Raw genomic sequence first — 17,945 nt, 5'->3', positions numbered from 1 at the left:
AAATTGGTCAAGACCAATGAGGGGATCTCCGGCCCGGGTTGGTCCGGGGGCACCGGGGAAGACGGTCAGCCATGACGAGCGGCACTGACGACAGACCCGAACTCTGCCCGGAGCTCCCGGAGACACCCGACGCACCCGGGGACGCGCTCCTCGACGAGCGCGCCCACCGCCTCCGACGGCGGCTGGAACGCCTCATCGGAATCGCCGCGACCGAGGGGAACGAACTGGTCCCCCTGCGGAACGGCGACGCGATCTTCGCCTCGATGCTGGCCTCCATCCGGGGCGCCGAGCACACCGTGGACATGATGACCTTCGTCTACTGGCGCGGCGACATCGCGAAGGAGTTCGCCGCCACCCTGGCCGACCGGGCCCGGGCCGGGGTCCGCGTGCGGCTGCTGCTCGACGGGTTCGGCAGCAGGCTCATAGAGAAGGACCAGCTCCGCGCCATGGAGGACGCGGGCGTCCACGTCGCCTGGTTCCGCAAGCCGCTGTACCTCTCCCCGCTGAAGCAGAACCACCGCTGCCACCGCAAGGTCCTCGTGGTGGACGAGGAGACGGCGTTCACCGGCGGCGTGGGCATCGCCGAGGAGTGGTGCGGCGACGCGCGCGACGAGAACGAGTGGCGGGACACCCATGTACGGGTGCGCGGCCCGGCCGTGGACGGCCTCGCGGCGGCCTTCGCGCAGAACTGGGCCGAGTGCCACGACGAACTCTTCGACGACCGCGACCGGTTCCGGAACATCCCGCCGCACGGCGACGCCGTGGTGCAGGTCGTGCGCGGCTCGGCGAGCGTCGGCTGGCAGGACATGCAGACGCTGCTCCGGGTCGTCCTGGAGTCCGCCGAGGAGCGCGTCAGGATCGCCACGGCCTACTTCGCACCGGACGCCTTCTTCGTGGAGTTGCTGTGCGCGGCGGCGCGGCGCGGCGTCGAGGTCGAGATCCTGCTCCCCGGCCCGCACACCGACAAGCGGGTCTGCCAGCTCGCCGGCCAGCTGTACTACGAGCAGCTGACGGAGTGCGGCGTGAAGATCTTCCAGTACCGGCCGACGATGATGCACGCCAAGGTCGTCACCGTGGACCGGGTGGCCGCGCTGACCGGGTCCACCAACATCAACCGCCGCTCCCTGGACCACGACGAGGAGGTCATGCTCGCGGTCATGGACCGGGCGTTCACCGAGACGCTGGACGGCCACTTCGAGCAGGACCTGACGGTGAGCGAGCGGATCGAGGGCCGGCGGTGGCGGCGCCGGCCGGTCCTCCAGCGGCTGCGCGAGGCGGCGGTCGTGCCCCTGCGCCGCTTCCTCTGAGTCCTGTCGAGTCTTCCGCATTCACCTGACCGCGCTTTCCTGTTAAGGCGGTCAGGTCAATGCGGGGTCAGCGCGCCATTGTCGCGAGGATGATTTTTCCCGGGCCGGTGTGATTCCGGACGGTGACTTTCCTGGCCAGCCGCAGCACCAGCGGCCAGCCGAATCCCCCGGCGGCGCCGGTCATGTCCGGGACGCGCTGCTGCGGGCGGTCCGGGCTGGGATCGGCGACCTGCACGTACAACGCCTTCTCGTCCGCGCCGAAGGCCAGCGCGGACACCGACCCCGCGTGCCGTACCGCGTTCGTCACCAGCTCCGAGACGAGCAGCAACAGGTCCTGGACGGTCGTCGGGGAGGGCGGCGGATCGAGGGCCGCCACGAATGCGGCAGCCACCGCCCGGGCCTCCGCCGCTTTCTCCGGCGGCGGCACGGTCTCCGTGATCTCGGGCGAAGGCGGGTCAGGCGCTGTGCAATGGTCACTCATCTTCCGCCCCCAGAGAATGGTTCGGTAGAACGGTCTGAATTCTTCTTTTGCCCCGGAGGCCGTTGCGTATCCGAAAGTCTTCCGGGGCAGCCGAGAAAGGCGGGGCCCGGCGGCACCGAAGTGCCGCCGGGCCCCGCAGGCTTCCGCAGGCTGCGACGTGTCAGAGCCGCTCGGGCGTCCGGATGCCGAGCAGCGCCATGCCACGGTGCAGGGTCCGGGCGGTGAGGTCGCAGAAGAACAGCCGGTTCTCGACGACCTCGGCCGTGTTGTCCTCGCTCAGGACGTGGCACTGGTCGTAGAACGTCGTGAAGAGCGACGCGAGCTGGTAGAGGTACGCGGCCAGCTTGTGCGGCTCGTAACCGGCGGCCACCTCGGCCAGTACCTCGCCGAACTCGTCCAGGTGCAGTCCGAGCGCCCGCTCCGCCGGGGCCAGCTCCAGCTCCGGGTGCGCGACCGCCTTCGCGTCGCCCGCCTGGCGCATGATCGACTGGCTGCGCGCGAACGCGTACTGGATGTACACCGACGTGTCGCCGTTCAGCGACACCATCTGGTCCAGGTCGAACTTGTAGTCCCGCACGGCGGAGGTCGACAGGTCCGCGTACTTCACGGCGCCCACGCCGACGTACCGGCCGTTCTCGACGATCTCCTCCTCGGTCAGGCCCACCTTGTCGGCCTTCCCCCGGACCACGGCCGTCGCCCGCTCGACCGCCTCGTCCAGCAGTTCTTCCAGCCGGACCGTGACGCCCTCACGGGTCTTGAACGGCTTGCCGTCCTTGCCGAGCACCGTGCCGAACGCGAGCTGGTGCGCCTTCACGTCCTCGTTCAGCCAGCCCGCCCGCCGGGCCGTCTCGAAGACCATCCTGAAGTGCAGCGCCTGCCGCGCGTCCACCACGTACAGCAGGCTGTCCGCCCTGAGGTTCCGCACCCGGTCCCGGATCGCGGAGAGGTCGGTCGCCGCGTAGCCGTAGCCGCCGTTCGTCTTCTTGACGATCAGCGGGACCTTGTTGCCGTCCGGGCCCAGCACGTCGTCGAAGAAGACGCACAGCGCACCCTCGGAGCGGACCGCGACGCCCGTCTCCTCCAGGATGCGGCAGGTCTCCTCCAGCATGTCGTTGTACCCGGACTCACCGACGATGTCGGGGTCGGAGATCTCCATGTCCAGCTTGTCGAAGACCGAGTAGAAGTAGATCTTCGACTCGTCCACGAACCGCTGCCACATGGCCAGCGTCTCCGCGTCGCCCGCCTGGAGCGCGACCACCCGGTCCCGGGAACGCGCCTTGAACTCCTCGTCCGAGTCGAACAGGACCCGCGACGCCTTGTACAGCCGGTTCAGCGAGGACATGGCGGCCTCGCCGTCCTCCCCGGCGCCCTCGTGGTCCAGCTCGTGCGGGTGCTCCACGAGGTACTGGATGAGCATGCCGAACTGGGTGCCCCAGTCACCGATGTGGTGCCGCCGGACCACGGACTCGCCCGTGAACTCCAGGATCCGCACCATCGCGTCACCGATCACCGCGGACCGCAGATGGCCGACGTGCATCTCCTTGGCCACGTTCGGCTGGGCGTAGTCGACGACGGTGGTGCCCGCCGCCGCGTTCACCGGGATGCCCAGCCGGTCGCCGTCCGCGGCGCGCGCGGCGAGCGTCCCGGTGATCGCCCGGTCGGTGAGCGTGACGTTCAGGAAGCCGGGGCCCGACACCTCGACGTCCTTGATCAGGTCCGAGGCAGGGAGCGCGCCGGTGACCTTCGCGGCCAGCTCGCGCGGGTTGCCCTTGAGCTTCTTGGCGAGCGCGAGGATGCCGTTGGCCTGGAAGTCGGCCCGGTCGCTTCGGCGCAGCAGCGGGTCGGCGGTGCCGGCCTCAGGCAGGGCTGCCGAGAGGGCGTCCGCCAGCTGCTGCTGGAGCGTGGAAGCGAGGGAATTGACCGAGCCGTGCTCAGGCATGGGACGGGCTGCCGTTTCCGTAGAGGTACAGAGGATCAGTCCAGTATTCCACGGGGCGTAAAGCCGTTTTCGTGCTGCGGCCCGCACCTGGGAGAATGGTCGGTGCCCCTACGAGTCCTACCCGAGAGAAGGACGTGCCGACCGTGGCTCAGAGTCAGAGCAGCACCGAGACCGACTGGGTCTCCCGCTTCGCGGACGATGTCATCGCCGAATCGGAGCGTCGTGCGCCTGGCAAACCGGTCGTCGTCGCCTCCGGCCTCTCCCCGTCCGGCCCGATCCACCTGGGCAACCTCCGCGAGGTCATGACCCCGCACCTGGTCGCCGACGAGATCCGCCGCCGCGGCCACACCGTGCGCCACCTGATCTCCTGGGACGACTACGACCGCTACCGCAAGGTGCCGAACGGCGTCCCCGGCATCGACGAGTCCTGGGCCGAGCACATCGGCAAGCCGCTGACCTCGGTGCCCGCCCCGGCCGGGTCCGCGTACCCGAACTGGGCCGAGCACTTCAAGGCCGCCATGACCGCGTCCCTGGACGAGCTGGGCGTCGAGTACGACGCCATCAGCCAGACGGAGCAGTACCTCGCGGGCACCTACCGCGAGCAGATCCTGCACGCCATGCGCCACCGCGCGGACATCGACGCCGTCCTCGACCGCTACCGCACCAAGAAGGACCCGGCGGCCGGCGGCAAGGGCGGCAAGAAGCCCCAGCAGAAGAAGGCCGACGAGGCCGAGCTGGAGGCCGAGGCCGGCTCCGGCGCCGCCGGCGAGGACGACGGCTCCGGCGGCGCCGGCGGCTACTTCCCGTACAAGCCCTACTGCGGCAACTGCGAGAAGGACCTCACCACCGTCACCTCGTACGACGACGACACCACCGAGCTGAACTACACCTGCACGGCCTGCGGCTTCGCCGAGACCGTCCGGCTGAACGAGTTCAACCGCGGCAAGCTGGTCTGGAAGGTCGACTGGCCCATGCGCTGGGCGTACGAGGGCGTGATCTTCGAGCCCAGCGGCGTCGACCACTCCTCGCCCGGCTCCTCATTCGTCGTCGGCGGCCAGATCGTCCGCGAGATCTTCGACGGCGTCCAGCCGATCGGCCCGATGTACGCCTTCGTCGGCATCTCCGGCATGGCCAAGATGTCCTCCAGCAAGGGCGGCGTGCCCACCCCGGCCGACGCCCTGAAGATCATGGAGGCCCCGCTGCTGCGCTGGCTCTACGCCCGCCGCAGGCCCAACCAGTCCTTCAAGATCGCCTTCGACCAGGAGATCCAGCGGCTCTACGACGAGTGGGACTCGCTGGCCCGCAAGGTCGCCGACGGCACGGTCCTCCCGGCCGACGCCGCCGCGTACGCCCGCGCGACCGGCACCGCCGCCGGTGAGCTGCCGAGCACGCCGCGCCCGCTGCCCTACCGCACGCTCGCCTCGGTCGCCGACATCACCGCCGGCGCCGAGGACCAGACGCTGCGCATCCTCAGCGAACTGGACCCGTCCAACCCGCTCGCCTCGCTGGACGAGGCCCGCCCGCGCCTCGACCGGGCGGAGAGCTGGATCACCACCCAGGTCCCGGCCGAGGCCCGCACCGTCGTCCGCGACGAGCCCGACAAGGACCTCCTCGGCTCGCTCGACGACGAGGGCCGCGAGTCGCTGCGGCTCCTCCTGGAGGGCCTGGACACGCACTGGTCCCTCGACGGCCTGACCACGCTCGTCTACGGCGTGCCGAAGGTCCTCGCGGGCCTGGAGCCCGACGCCAAGCCGACGCCCGAGCTGAAGACCGCCCAGCGGTCCTTCTTCGCCCTGCTCTACCGGCTGCTCGTCAGCCGCGACACGGGCCCGCGCCTGCCCACGCTGCTGCTCGCGGTGGGCGCGGACCGGGTGCGCAGGCTGCTGGGCGCGTAGTACCGGCGCACGAGGGGCCGCCTCCCGGTGGGGGGCGGCCCCTCGGCGTTCCGCCTACGCGATGTGTTCGGCTTCCAGCTCCGCGTGGAAGCGCTGCTTGAAGGCCGGCATCAGATGCCGGAGCAGCGCCTCGCCGCGCGGGTGGCGGACGTTGTGGCCGTCCGAGAGGTGTATGTCGAGCACCGCGACGCTCGGGTAGTCGTTGTGCTCGGCGACGAACGCGGAGAACACCTCGTACGCGATCTGCGCGAACTCCTCGTCCTCCTGCGCCCATTCATCGGCGGGTGCGGGCGAGGGCGCGGGCGGTTCCTCCTGGGCGTCCGGGCCGCCGCTGCCGACCGTGCCCACGTTGCCCAGGGGGCGGGTGCGGCCGCCCGGGCCCGTGGGGACCTGGTGCGGCGTCGGGACCTCGACCTCGAAGTCGGGGTCGTAGCCGCCCTCGTAGACCTTGGCGGTCACCCGTTCCGGGAACCAGGGGTTGTCGTCGTCGGAGGCGGGCTGCCCGGGGGCCTGGGGGTGCTCCTCCGGTACGGCGGGGGCGTCCGGGGGAGCGGTGTGGGGGAGCTCGGGGTGCTGCTGGGCGGTCTCGACCGCGGCCGGGACCGCCTGGCCCCGGGCCACCGTCTCCGGGGGCGGGGCCGTCTCCGGGGCCGGCGGCAGCAGCGCCGGTTCGATGCCGGCGGCGGCCAGGCCCGCGGGGCCGGTCTCGGCGAGCGGGACGCCGTACTTCGCGAGGCGCAGCGGCATCAGGGACTCGACGGGGGCCCGTCGGCGCCAGGCGCGGCCGTAGCGGGCCTGGAGGCGCGCCTGGTAGATCAGCCGGTCTTGTTCGAGCTTGATGACCTGCTCGTAGCTGCGGAGCTCCCACAGCTTCATCCGGCGCCAGAGCCGGAAGGTGGGGACCGGCGAGAGCAGCCAGCGGGTGAGGCGGACGCCCTCCATGTGCTTGTCGGCCGTGATGTCCGCGATCCGGCCCACCGCGTGGCGGGCGGCCTCGACGGAGACGACGAACAGGACGGGGATGACCGCGTGCATCCCGACGCCGAGCGGGTCGGGCCAGGCGGCGGCGCCGTTGAACGCGATCGTCGCGGCCGTCAGCAGCCAGGCGGTCTGGCGCAGCAGCGGGAACGGGATGCGCAGCCAGGTCAGCAGCAGGTCCAGTGCCAGCAGGACGCAGATGCCCGCGTCGATGCCGATCGGGAAGACCAGCGAGAAGTCCCCGAACCCCTTGCTCAGGGCCAGCTCGCGCACCGCCGCGTACGAACCGGCGAAGCCGATCGCGGCGATCAGCACCGCGCCGGCCACGACCAGGCCGATCAGTATTCGGTGCGTGCGCGTCAGCTGCATCGCAGCCACCCCCCATCCCCTCCCTGTTCCCTTGTCCCTCGGTGCCTTGGCGTTGTCTTGGCGCCGTCTTGGCACCGCCTTGGCTTGTTTCCGGCGGGCACAGCCTGGCACATGTGTGCGACGGGTGTCGCGGGGGGAGGGGCGGGGGCGGCCCCCGGGGTCAGTCCGAGGACTTCGACCCGGCCGACGAACTCGGCTTCTTCGACGGCTCCTTGGACGGCTTCTCGGACGGCTTCTTGGCGGAGTCGTCCGAAGCCTTCGCGGAGGACTTGCCGGTGGGCTTGCCGGAGGCCTTCGGGCTCTCGGCCGGGCCGGCGTTCGCGTCGGCCACGGCGGCGACCGCGTCCTTGACCGCCATCGTGGCGCCCTTCAGGATCGTCTCCTCGGACGGGGTCTTCGAACCCGCGTAGCCGGCGCCGTTGTAGTTGACGACCACGACGACGTTCCCCGTACGGGCCACGATCGTGGCGAACCTGAAGTCCTCGCCCGTCTTGGACTGGTCGTACGTGACCTTGGTGGCCTGGTCGCCGATGCCGCTGACGGGCTCGGTCGCGACGTTCTTCGCGCCGTCGGTCGCCTCGGTCTTCTTGACCTGCTTGGAGAGTTCGTCCCCGGCGCGGGCGGCCCCGCTGCCCAGGGTCTGGTCCGAGGCGAAGCGGGTGAAGCCGACGTCCAGCCAGCGGTACTGGGAGCCCTTGACGCCCTTGTCGGCCAGGCCGTTCCAGGAGCAGCCGCCCCGGGCGGACGCGTCGCTGGACTTGCTGCGGGTGCCCTTCTTGCTCTTGGCCGAGGGGACCAGCGACTTGACGGTCTTCGCCTCGACCGAGGAGCAGGGGTCGGGCAGCCCGGCGAACTTCGCCGCCTCGACGGCCGGTTCCGATTTCGTCGCGTCCGGCGAGGCGGAGGCGGACGCGTCCGCCTCCTTCTCGCCGTCGGAGTCCGACGAGCAGCCGGCGACGAGGAGCATCACCGGGACGGCGGCGCAGGCGAGTATGCGGGTGAGTCGCGGGGCGGATCGGTGCATGGTTCCTTCACTCGGATGACGCGGCGGTCGGGGGACGGTTGTGCGGCGGTAGCCGTACGGAGACAGGCCGCGGCGATCGGCCGCCGGTGGCTCCGGAGGGCCACGGTACGACGGACGGCGCGCGGATGCCGCCTCCGCGGGAGGGCGCGGGGAGCGGGGCGCCGGGGGTACGGGCGGGCCGGGAGGCGGTGTCAGTCGTTGAACGAATCGACCAGCTGACGGGCCAGTGCCTGGGCCTTCTCCTGGAGTTCCTTGCTGTCGGGCACCTCGGTGGTGAGGGCCGGCTGGGCCGTGTACTCGACGGTCACGATGACGTTGGATGTGCGGAACACCACGCTCACGGTGCGGTGCCGGGCCGTGGACCCGGCCTGGACGAGCGCGTCGTCCAGGAAGGCGCTGTCGCCGAGCTTGTCGAGCAGACGGGGCTGGAGGCTGTCGGCGGGACTGCCGGACGTGGTGTCGTCGGAGCTGTCGGCGGACGCGTCGTCGCTGCTGTCCGCGTCGTCGGTGTTTTCCGCGTCGTCGGTGCTGTCCGGGGAACCGCCGTCCTTCGTGCCGTCCTTGTCCTCGGTCCTGCCGGCCGTGCCGGAGTCCGCGTGCCCGGAGCCCGACGGGGAGGCGTCGGGGGTCTCGCCCGGCGGCAGGGCGGAGTCGGGGAGGTCGGCGGCGGCCTCCTTCTTCGCGTACACCCCGCGGGCGCGGTCGTCGTCGCTCACGGAGGTGTCGTAGGAGACGACGCGTTCGAAGTCGAGGTGGATGCTGCGGGTGCCCTCGGGGGCGTCGGACTTCCAGCGGCAGCCGATCCGCCGGTCGGTGTCGTACGTGACCGTGGCGGCGCCCTCGAACACCTTCTCCTGCTGGGCGTCCGGCATGTCGGCGGTGCCCGGCAGGAGGTCCTTGAGGGTGGCCAGCGGGATGGCGCGGCAGGCGTCGGGGAGGGTGCGGTACTTGCCCGGGGGTGCGGAGGAGGCGGCCAGGGTGCCCGGCTTGCTGTCGGGTGGGGAATCGCCGCTTCCGGAGTCGCTGGTGCAGCCGGCGGCGAGCGCTGCGATGAGCACGGCGCCGGTCGCGTACGCCATTCGTCGCACGGTCCTGGGCTCCCTTCGTGCGAAAAACGGTTGCCGCTCGATGGCGGCCGGTGGACACAATGTGTATCGCACGCGCCGCTGTGAACGCCGGTCGGCCGACCTCTTTGACCGATCTTGGCGCCGGTTTTGCGCTTCAGACTTTTTCGGGGGAATCGAGGGGTTATGTCGTATGTAGAGGTACCGGGTGCGAAGGTTCCCATCCGGATGTGGACCGACCCGGCGTCGGTCGAGGACGTGGCGATGCAGCAGCTGCGCAACGTCGCCACACTGCCGTGGATCAAGGGCCTGGCCGTCATGCCCGACGTCCACTTCGGCAAGGGCGCCACGGTCGGCTCCGTGATCGCGATGCACGGGGCGGTCTGCCCGGCGGCGGTCGGCGTGGACATCGGCTGCGGCATGTCCGCGGTGAAGACGTCGCTGACCGCGAACGACCTGCCCGGCGACCTCTCCCGCCTGCGCTCGAAGATCGAGCAGGCGATCCCGGTCGGCCGGGGGATGCACGACGACCCGGTGGACCCGTCCGGCCTGTACGGCCTCGCGGCGCGGGGATGGGACGACTTCTGGGAGCGGTTCGACGGGGTGGCCGAAGCGGTCAAATTCCGTCAGGAACGGGCCACGAAGCAGATGGGAACGCTCGGCGGGGGCAACCACCACATCGAGGTCTCGTTGGACGAGTCGGGAGTGGTGTGGCTCACGCTGCACTCCGGCTCGCGTGCGATCGGCAAGGAACTGGCCGACTTCCACATCGGGCGGGCGCAGCAGCTGGCGCACAATCAGGGATTGGTCGACCACGACCTGGCCGTCTTCCTCGCGGACACCGAACCGATGCGGGACTACCGCAACGACCTCTTCTGGGCGCAGGAGTACGCGAAGTACAACCGTGCGGCCATGATGGCGCTTCTGAAGAACGTGATCCGCAAGGAGTTCAAGAAGGCGAAGGTGACCTTCGAACAGGAGGTCAGCTGCCACCACAACTACGTCGCGGAAGAGCGCTACGAGGGCATGGACCTGCTGGTGACCCGCAAGGGCGCCATCCGGGCCGGTGCGGGCGAGCTGGGAATCATCCCGGGGTCCATGGGCACGGCCACGTACATCGTGAAGGGCCTCGGCAACGAGAAGGCGTTCAATTCGGCCTCGCACGGCGCGGGCCGCAGGATGAGCCGGAACGCGGCCAAGCGGCGGTTCTCGGCGCGCGACCTCGCGGCACAGACGCAGGGCGTGGAGTGCCGCAAGGACTCCGGAGTCGTGGACGAGATCCCCGCCGCGTACAAGCCGATCGAGCAGGTCATGGAGCAGCAGCGGGACCTGGTAGAGGTCGTCGCCAAGGTGAAGCAGGTCATCTGCGTCAAGGGGTGAGGGACGGGCGGGGCGTATCCGGCGCTCCGCCCGCCCTCGCTCAAGGTGAGGTCGGTGCGGGGGCGCCGGGCGCCGGGATCTGCCCCGATTTCAGCCGCCACAGACGGACCGAGCAGCTGGCCGTGGTGCGGTCGAGCTCCACCGCTGCGACTGCCGCGTCGCCCATGCGAAGCAGGAGTTCGTCCTCCCAGGGCTTCCAGCGCCGGTTCTTCGCCCGGGGCTTGAGCCCCGGCGGGCGTTGCCAGGCGGAGACAGACGCGGCGGAGGCCTGTTTACGAGGCAGCGCGAGACATCCCGGATAGTAGAAGTGCTCGGCCAGTTCTACTGCGGCCTCCATCGTGTAAAGGATGTTGTAGACGCCGTCCCGGCTGTTCCGCGCGATCGAGCGCCGGGTGCCGGTGACCTTCTTGGCGTAGAAGCAGAGGTACGCGCCCACGGCCGTGCTGGCCGTCGTGAGTGAGATGAACGGAAACCCGTGGCCCGTGTATCCCACTGGCCCATCGGCGTCGATCACACCGCGGAGGTAGTCACGCGGGGAGAAATCCACGCGAGGCGGCTTGATGCTCCGCGACTTGCGGCCGTACGGAAGGCCCAGTTCGTTGAGCACGGTCCGTGCTTCGAGAGAGCAGAGTGCCCAGGTCGCCGAGTGATGGCGGGCGGAGAAGTTGGTGGCCCGTACGCGCTCCTTGATGCTGGAGTTGTACGGGGTGAGCTGCTGGAACTCGCGGAGGATGGCGATGTCCCGCACGTTGAGTTCGACGGTGAGGCGGCCTTTTCTGCCGGTTCCGGCAGCGAGGTGCCCGTCGGCCTGGATGAAACCGAACATGTAGCTGTAATCGGGATCGGTGAGATCCATGAATCTGCCTGTGCGGGATGCCAGAAGGTCGGCGTCGAAAAGTGCGAGGGCGTTAGGGTCGTGCTCGGCCACGGGAAGCTCCACTTCCTTGGTGGTCAGGCTCTCGGCCGGGCTGCAATCCGGGCCGAGAGCCGCTCTGTATGAAGTTGTGACCGACCGTATGCCGGTGACCTGCACTGTTTCCGGCGATCGTGGAGCGTTCCCTCGGGCGGGTGACGGATCTCGGAGAGATCAGCTGGTGCGGTGCACCTTCGAGTTGGAGGCCTGGGCTCGGGGGCGGACGACCAGGAGGTCGATGTTGACGTGGCTGGGGCGGGTGACCGCCCAGTTGATCGTGTCGGCCACGTCGTCGGCGGTGAGGGGGGCCTCGACGCCCGCGTAGACCTTCGCCGCCTTCTCCGTGTCGCCCCGGAAGCGGGTGGTGGCGAACTCCTCGGTCCTGACCATGCCCGGGGCGATCTCGATCACGCGGACCGGGGTGCCGACGATCTCCAGGCGCAGGGTCTCGGCCAGGACGTGTTCGCCGTGCTTGGCGGCCACGTAACCGCCGCCGCCCTCGTAGGTGGACAGGCCGGCCGTCGAGGAGAGGATGACCACCGTGCCGTCGCCGCTCGCGGTGAGGGCGGGCAGCAGGGCCTGGGTCACGTTGAGGGTGCCGATGACGTTGGTCTCGTACATCTGCCGCCAGTCCTGCGGGTCACCCGTCGCGACGGGGTCGGCCCCGAGCGCGCCGCCCGCGTTGTTGACCAGGACGGCGAGGCTGCGGAACGCGGTCGCGAACTCGTCGACCGCGGCCCGGTCCGTGACGTCCAGCGCGTAGGCCGTCGCCTGGTGGCCGGCCTCGGTGATCTCGGCGGCGAGGGCCTCGATGCGGTCCTTGCGGCGGGCGGTGAGCACGACGCGGTAGCCGGAGGCCGCCAGCTGCCGGGCGGTCGCGGCGCCGATGCCGCTGCTCGCTCCGGTGATGACGGCGATGGGGGTTGCGGCCATGGTCGGGCTCTCCTCGGACGGCTGATCGGTATGGTCCAACGGGGCCAGGATAGGCAGGCCGGGCCGGGGTCAGTGGTTGCGGGGGGCGTACATGATCACGGCCATCCCGGCCAGGCAGATCAGCGCGCCGGTCACGTCCCAGCGGTCCGGCCGGTAGCCGTCGGCGGCCATGCCCCAGGCGATGGAGCCCGCCACGAAGACCCCGCCGTACGCCGCGAGCACCCGCCCGAACTCGCCGTCCGGCTGGAGCGTCGCCACGAAGCCGTACGTGCCGAGCGCGATGATCCCCGCGCCGATCCAGGCCCAGCCCCGGTTCTCGCGGACGCCCTGCCAGACGAGCCAGGCGCCGCCGATCTCGAAGAGCGCGGCGAGGACGAACAGGGCGGTGGAGCGGAGCACGGACATGGGGGCAGGGTGTCATGGGCGACGGACCGGGAGACGCGCGCCGGTGCCGGCCGACCTGGACGGGGTCACCGTGCGGTTGCGGGTGTCCGAGCCGCCGGCCGATCGCCGCGATCTGGCTGGCGACTGCCGCCGGGCCGACCCCCGGACCGTGCTGCGCCGGACCGGCCCGCTGCGCGCGGACGGCTCCCGGCAGCGGGGCTTACCGGGAGAGCGCGGCCCGCAGGGCCTCGGGGTCGTCGTGGTCGCTCGCCCAGCCGATGTACCCGTCGGGGCGGACCAGCAGGGTCGTGCCCCGGTCGTTCGTCCAGTGGGTGTGCAGGAGCGGGGCGACGGAGACCGGTTCGGATGTTCCGGCGGGGGTGACGAGGACGTGTGTGCCCCCGCCGAGCAGCTGGTGCAGGCGGCCCTCCGCCAGGCTGAGGTCGGGAGCCCGCTTCCCGGTCAGGCGGTGGGAGCCGCGCGGGGCCCGGTAGGTGATTCCGATGCCCGAGATCATGCCGATGGCCCGGTCGGAGACGGGCCGGACGGCGGACAGCGCGTGCGTGATCAGCGTCCTTGCCGCCCGCTGGAGCGGCGTGCGTGCCATGGCGAGGCGGACGAGGGCGCCGCTGGTGCGGAGCACCTTGGCGCCGACCGGGTGCCGCTCGGCGTGGTAACTGTCCAGGAGAGCCTCGGGGTCGGTCGTGTGTCCTCGCAGCGCCGCGGCGAGCTTCCAGGCGAGGTTGGCCGCGTCCTGGAGACCGGTGTTCATGCCCTGGCCGCCGGCGGGGGAGTGGACGTGCGCGGCGTCCCCGGCGAGGAAGACTCGTCCCGACCGGTACACGGGTACCTGGCGCTCGTCGCTGTGGAAGCGTGAGATCCACCGGGCGTCGTGCATGCCGTAGTCCGTGCCGAACGCCTGGCGCGTGATCTCCCTCAGCTCGTCCAGTTCGACCGGGTCGCTGTCGTCCGCCTGATGGGCGCGGTTCCATCCCATCACGCGGTACCAGCCGTCACCGAAGGGTGCCATGAAGGCGAAGGCGTCCCCCACTCCGTTGACGGTGAGGAGCTCGGCCGGCTCCTCGGTGAGCCGGACGTCGGCCAGGACGATGGACCGGATCACGGATTCGCCGGGGAAGGGGAGCCCGAGGGCCTGGCGGACCGAGCTGCGGACTCCGTCGGTGCCCACGGCGTACCGCGCCGCGAGGCTGGTCGGTGTGCCGTCCGCGGCCCGGAGGGAGGCGGTCACGGTGTCGGGGCTCGCCGCCCGGTCGAGCCCCGTCAGCTCCACCCCGTACCGGAAGTCCACGCCGACGGCGCGGGCGCGGCGCTCCAGCAGGCGCTCCACCTCGTACTGCGGGGTGATCAGCAGGAACGGGAAGCGCGTGCGCAGCCGGGAGAGGTCCAGGCCGAGCCGTCCGAAGAGGCGGAGGCCGGTGAGTGTGGTGCCCGTCCCGATCAGCTCGTCGGCCAGGCCGCGGGAGTCGAGCAATTCGAGCGTGCGTGCGTGCACGGCGAAGGCGCGGGTGACGTTCCCCGCCTCGTGCCTGCGGCGCTCGACCAGTGTGACCGACAGGCCCTGGGCCGCCAGGTCGCCGGCGAGCAGTAACCCGGTGGGGCCCGCGCCGACGATCAGTACGTCGACGGTGGCTTCGTGGTCGGCGTGGGCTGCGGAGCCGCGGGCGGGGGTGGGGTCGTTCGTCATGGTGGTCTCCCGGTGCCGGTGGTGGCGGCTGCCGGCCGAAGGTGCGGACCGCAGCACGTCAACGTTTGTTGGCCAACGCTTGTAGGCAAATATAGAACGCCCCTGCTGGCATGTCAACGGTTGTTGGCCTACAATTGTTGGCATGACGACGAAAGCCTCCCCGGCACCCCGCCGTTCGGACGCGACCAGGGCCGCGATCCTGGACGCCGCACGCGAGCGGTTCGCCGCCGACGGGTACGAGCGCGCCACCATCCGCTCCATCGCCCGTGACGCGGACATCGACCCGTCGATGGTGATGCGCTATTTCGGCAACAAGGAGGGTCTCTTCGCCGCCGCGTCGGCGATAGATCTGCGCATGCCGGAGCTGGGGGCCCTGCCCGGCAAGCACGCCGGGGCGGTCCTCGTCGGCCACTTCCTCGATCGCTGGGAGCGGGACGACGTGCTCACCGGCCTGCTCAGGGTCGGCGTCACGAACGAGGCGGGTGCCGAGCGGATGCGGGCCGTCTTCGCCGAGCAGCTCGGGCCGATAGCCGCAGGTCTCTGCCCCGACCCCGCCGACGCCCCGCGCCGTGCCGCGCTCACCGCCTCGCAGATCCTGGGTATGGCGCTCGCGCGGTACGTGCTGCGCATCGAGCCCGCCGTTTCCATGGATCGGGACGAGGTGATCGCCTGGCTCGCGCCCACCGTCCAGCGCTACCTGACGGCCGAAGGGCCCTGATCCGCCGCAGCACGGGTTCGTCGTGCGTCGCTTCGTACACTCTCCGCATGCCGCCCGAACCGTCCCCCCGCCGCAGCGCACTGCTGGCCGAGCTGTCCACCGTGTCGCGGCGCTACATGGCCGCCTACGCGCTGTTCAACCAGGCCGTCGCCGACCGGCTGGGGGTGCACCCCACCGACCTCCAGTGCCTGAACCTGCTCGGCATGGAGGCGGCGCCCGTCACCACGGGGCGCATCGCGGAGCTGACCGGGCTCACCACGGGCTCGGCGACCCGGCTGGTGGACCGGCTGGAGCGGGCCGGTTACGTGACGCGCGCCCGGGACACCGCGGACCGGCGGCGGGTGCTCGTGGCGACGGTGCCCGAGCGGATGGCGGAGGTCGGCGCGGTCTGGCAGCGGCTGAACGGAGGCTGGGACGGGCTGTTCGACGCGTACGACGACGAGGAGGCGGCCCTGCTCCTCACCCATATGCGGCGCACGGTGGAGCTGAGCGCGACCCAGATCGCCCGGCTGCGCGAGGGCGACGCCTGAGCGCGCGCGTCCCTCAGCCCGCCACCGGGCCGAAGTCGCGCACCGCTTCCGCGACGATCGCCTCCAGCCGGGCGTGGTGCGCGCCCCGCCAGTAGACCCGGCCGCACTCCACGCACTGCGCGAACACGTCGTACGAGCGGCGCGTGCCGTGCTCCAGGTGCGGGCCGACCGAGTCCTTGTCGGCGTCCGTCAGCGGACCGTTGCACGCGGTGCACCGGGTCCACGGGGCGAGCGGCGGCGCGAACCGCTCCAGCACGTCGCGCAGCTGCTCGTCCGGGCGGTCGCTGTAGACGTACGCGCCCGCCCAGATCTCCCGGCGGTGCAGCAGCCCCCGGTCCCGGGAGAGCAGGACGCGCCGCTCCCGTGCCGAGAGGGCGGCCAGGGCCGGGTCGCCGATGTCCTCGCTCTCGTACGCGGCGTCGACGCCGAGCAGCCGCAGCCGGCGGGCGAGCGTGCCGAGGTGGACGTCGAGCAGGAAGCGCAGGGGCGCGCCCGGGACGTGCTGCGGGCGGGGGACCGGGCGGACCTCGACGAGCTCCCCCGCCGCCGGGATGTGCGAGACGGGGGCCGGGCGGCCGTCGACGAGGAGTTCGCCCGCCTCGGTGAGCGGGATGCCCAGGGACTCGACGACATGGCCGAGCGTGGACGAGCCGTCGGTGGTCACCGGCGTCCGCCCCTGCCGGCGCCCGTGGGCCACGAAGAGCCTGAGCCCGGGGGCGACTTCGAGGTGGATCTCCGGTCCGTTCACCCGGTCAGGATGCCATCGGGGACCTCGTGCCGCCCCTGGATTTCAGGGGCGGAAGGCGGCGGCGTGCCCGGCGGCCCAGGCGGCGAACGTGCGCGCCGGGTGGCCGGTCAGCTTCTGCACCCCGTCGGCCACCTCGGCGGGGATGCCGTCGGTGGTCGCCCAGTAGGCGAGCAGCCCGTCGGCGACCTCGGCCGGCATGAAGGGGGACACCGCCTCCTTCCAGGCGGCCGGGCTCACCTCGTTGACGGCGGCCGGGGTGCCGCAGGCTTCGGCCAGGATGCGGACCTGCTCGGCGGCGCTGAGGGACTCGGGGCCGGTGAGGTGATACGCGGCGCCCTGGAGCGCGGGGTCGGTGAGGGCGGCGTAGGCGGCCTCGGCGATGTCGGTCTCGTCGATGGGGCTGCCCTCGCTGCGGGGGTGGGGCAGGTCGACGGGGCGCCCGGAGCGGAAGGAACCGGCCCACCCGTAGGCGTTGGTGGCGAAGGCGCCGGGGCGCAGCAGGGTCGCGGTGAGCGGCGAGGCGAGGAGCGCCTGCTCCACCGCGTGGTGCGAGGCGGCGATGGGGTTGGCCGCCGGGTCCGGGACGAGGACCGAGCTGGAGGACAGCAGCACGATGTGCCGTACTCCGGCCTCCTGGGCGGCGGTGAGGAAGGCGTCGATGTGCGCGGGTTCCGCGTACAGGAAGACGGAGTCGACGCCCTTCAGGGCCTCGGGGAACGTGCTCGGGTCGCCGAGGTCGCAGGTCACGGCCGGGACGCCGGGCGGCGGGGTCAGCTCGGCGGCGTTGCGCGAGGCGGCGCGGACGGGGTGGCCGCCCTGGTGCAGGAGGGCGGTGAGGGCGGAGCCGACGCGGCCGCGGCATCCGGTGACGAGCGTGAGCATGAGGTGGTCTCCCCGAAGGTTCGAATGCGTCACACAAAGACTGTGTGACGCAGGTAAATATCCAGGAGGTGGCGTCAGCCGTCAAACGCATTGACCGCCCTCATCCGTTCGCCCTCATCCGTTCGCCCTCATCCGTCCGCCCGCAGATCCAGCCGCCAGTCGTTGGTCAGGAGCGGGTGGCCCGGCGGGTACTCGATCTCGCACTCGCCGAGCAGCGTGAAGCCCACCTTGCGGCACACGCCGTTCGACGGGCCGTTCTCCACGGACGGGTAGGCGTGCAGATAGCGGTGCTTGCGCTCGGCGCGCGCCGCGTCGGCCACCGCGCGCGTCGCGGCCGACGCGATGCCCCGGCCCTGGAACTCCGGGAGGACCGTCCAGCCCGTCTCGTACACCTCCTGGTCCCGCCAGGGCCGCTCCCAGAAGCCGATGGTCCCCACGGCCTCCGCCCCGCCGGCCAGGGCGACGCGGAACATCCGGCCCCGGCCCGTCCGGTCGGCGCTCAGCGCGACATAGCGGGCATGGCGCCCCATCAGCTGCTCCTCCGTCTCGGGGCCGCCCAGATGAGCCATCAGCTCCGGTGCGTTGGCACGGCGGAGAAGGTCCAGGTCGTCCTGCGACCAGGGCTCGATCCGTACGGATGACGCTGTGGTGCGCTTCACATCGGCCATGACCGCACTGTAGGACCCGGCACTGAC

The 17,945-nt window shown here is 71.4% G+C and carries 17 protein-coding genes; 5 read left to right on the top strand and 12 right to left on the bottom strand.

Annotation, left to right across the window (positions count from 1 at the left end):
* The first annotated feature begins 71 nt into the window (after positions 1-71).
* The gene (locus OG242_RS13475) at positions 72-1,307 is read left to right on the top strand and encodes a phospholipase D-like domain-containing protein (protein ID WP_405898403.1); all 1,236 of its coding nucleotides are present in this window, start codon (positions 72-74) and stop codon (positions 1,305-1,307) included.
* Between the two features lie 67 nt (positions 1,308-1,374).
* Here OG242_RS13475 and OG242_RS13470 read toward each other — a convergent pair whose 3' ends face one another.
* Positions 1,375-1,788, bottom strand: coding sequence for an ATP-binding protein (locus OG242_RS13470; RefSeq protein ID WP_405898402.1), 414 nt, complete (start codon positions 1,786-1,788; stop codon positions 1,375-1,377).
* 160 nt (positions 1,789-1,948) lie between these two features.
* Positions 1,949-3,727: an arginine--tRNA ligase gene (argS, locus tag OG242_RS13465; RefSeq protein WP_405898401.1), complete on the bottom strand. Its 1,779-nt coding sequence runs from the start codon at positions 3,725-3,727 to the stop codon at positions 1,949-1,951.
* A gap of 134 nt (positions 3,728-3,861) precedes the next feature.
* Here argS and lysS point away from each other — a divergent pair, with 134 nt between their 5' ends.
* Complete coding sequence (gene lysS / locus OG242_RS13460) at positions 3,862-5,622, top strand: lysine--tRNA ligase (RefSeq protein WP_405898400.1); 1,761 nt, start codon at positions 3,862-3,864, stop codon at positions 5,620-5,622.
* A gap of 54 nt (positions 5,623-5,676) precedes the next feature.
* Here the strand turns inward: lysS and OG242_RS13455 are convergent, their stop codons facing one another.
* The 3 genes from OG242_RS13455 to OG242_RS13445 all read right to left on the bottom strand — a co-directional run bounded on the left by OG242_RS13455 (position 5,677) and on the right by OG242_RS13445 (position 9,072).
* A complete protein-coding gene (locus OG242_RS13455) occupies positions 5,677-6,969 on the bottom strand; it encodes a DUF2637 domain-containing protein (protein ID WP_405901598.1) in 1,293 nt (430 codons plus the stop codon).
* Positions 6,970-7,129: 160 nt separating this feature from the next.
* Entirely contained in the window at positions 7,130-7,993 is an 864-nt protein-coding gene (locus OG242_RS13450; protein ID WP_405898399.1) for a DUF3558 domain-containing protein, read from the bottom strand.
* Between the two features lie 191 nt (positions 7,994-8,184).
* Positions 8,185-9,072, bottom strand: a complete 888-nt coding sequence (locus tag OG242_RS13445; protein ID WP_405898398.1) for a DUF3558 domain-containing protein — start codon at positions 9,070-9,072, stop codon at positions 8,185-8,187.
* A 171-nt stretch (positions 9,073-9,243) separates the two neighbouring features.
* Between OG242_RS13445 and OG242_RS13440 the strand changes: the two genes are divergently transcribed.
* On the top strand, positions 9,244-10,437 hold the full coding sequence (locus tag OG242_RS13440; RefSeq protein ID WP_405898397.1) for an RtcB family protein: 1,194 nt from the start codon (positions 9,244-9,246) through the stop codon (positions 10,435-10,437).
* 40 nt (positions 10,438-10,477) lie between these two features.
* Here the strand turns inward: OG242_RS13440 and OG242_RS13435 are convergent, their stop codons facing one another.
* From OG242_RS13435 to OG242_RS13420, 4 genes are all read right to left on the bottom strand, one after another.
* Complete coding sequence (locus tag OG242_RS13435) at positions 10,478-11,365, bottom strand: hypothetical protein (protein ID WP_405898396.1); 888 nt, start codon at positions 11,363-11,365, stop codon at positions 10,478-10,480.
* Between the two features lie 159 nt (positions 11,366-11,524).
* Positions 11,525-12,283: an SDR family NAD(P)-dependent oxidoreductase gene (locus OG242_RS13430; RefSeq protein WP_405898395.1), complete on the bottom strand. Its 759-nt coding sequence runs from the start codon at positions 12,281-12,283 to the stop codon at positions 11,525-11,527.
* Positions 12,284-12,352: 69 nt separating this feature from the next.
* Positions 12,353-12,688: a YnfA family protein gene (locus tag OG242_RS13425; protein WP_405898394.1), complete on the bottom strand. Its 336-nt coding sequence runs from the start codon at positions 12,686-12,688 to the stop codon at positions 12,353-12,355.
* 199 nt (positions 12,689-12,887) lie between these two features.
* Positions 12,888-14,372 (bottom strand): FAD-dependent oxidoreductase, encoded by a 1,485-nt coding sequence (locus OG242_RS13420; protein ID WP_405898393.1) that lies wholly within the window; start codon positions 14,370-14,372, stop codon positions 12,888-12,890.
* 142 nt (positions 14,373-14,514) lie between these two features.
* On the opposite strand from OG242_RS13420, the gene OG242_RS13415 reads away from it, so the two are divergent.
* Together OG242_RS13415 and OG242_RS13410 are read left to right on the top strand one after the other, a co-directional pair.
* A complete protein-coding gene (locus tag OG242_RS13415) occupies positions 14,515-15,090 on the top strand; it encodes a TetR family transcriptional regulator (protein WP_405898392.1) in 576 nt (191 codons plus the stop codon).
* A gap of 47 nt (positions 15,091-15,137) precedes the next feature.
* The gene (locus tag OG242_RS13410; RefSeq protein WP_405898391.1) at positions 15,138-15,620 is read left to right on the top strand and encodes a MarR family winged helix-turn-helix transcriptional regulator; all 483 of its coding nucleotides are present in this window, start codon (positions 15,138-15,140) and stop codon (positions 15,618-15,620) included.
* A 13-nt stretch (positions 15,621-15,633) separates the two neighbouring features.
* Here OG242_RS13410 and OG242_RS13405 read toward each other — a convergent pair whose 3' ends face one another.
* The 3 genes from OG242_RS13405 to OG242_RS13395 all read right to left on the bottom strand — a co-directional run bounded on the left by OG242_RS13405 (position 15,634) and on the right by OG242_RS13395 (position 17,918).
* Positions 15,634-16,368, bottom strand: coding sequence for a Mut7-C RNAse domain-containing protein (locus OG242_RS13405; protein ID WP_405898390.1), 735 nt, complete (start codon positions 16,366-16,368; stop codon positions 15,634-15,636).
* 42 nt (positions 16,369-16,410) lie between these two features.
* Positions 16,411-17,250, bottom strand: a complete 840-nt coding sequence (locus OG242_RS13400) for an NAD(P)H-binding protein (RefSeq protein WP_405901597.1) — start codon at positions 17,248-17,250, stop codon at positions 16,411-16,413.
* Positions 17,251-17,378: 128 nt separating this feature from the next.
* Positions 17,379-17,918 carry a GNAT family N-acetyltransferase gene (locus OG242_RS13395; protein WP_405898389.1) on the bottom strand — a complete coding sequence of 180 codons (540 nt, stop codon included), beginning with the start codon at positions 17,916-17,918 and terminating at the stop codon, positions 17,379-17,381.
* Positions 17,919-17,945 lie beyond the last annotated feature (27 nt).

Source organism: Streptomyces sp. NBC_00727 (assembly GCF_045161745.1).
Taxonomy (GTDB): Bacteria; Actinomycetota; Actinomycetes; order Streptomycetales; family Streptomycetaceae; genus Streptomyces.
This window is presented reverse-complemented; position numbering and strand designations above follow the sequence as displayed.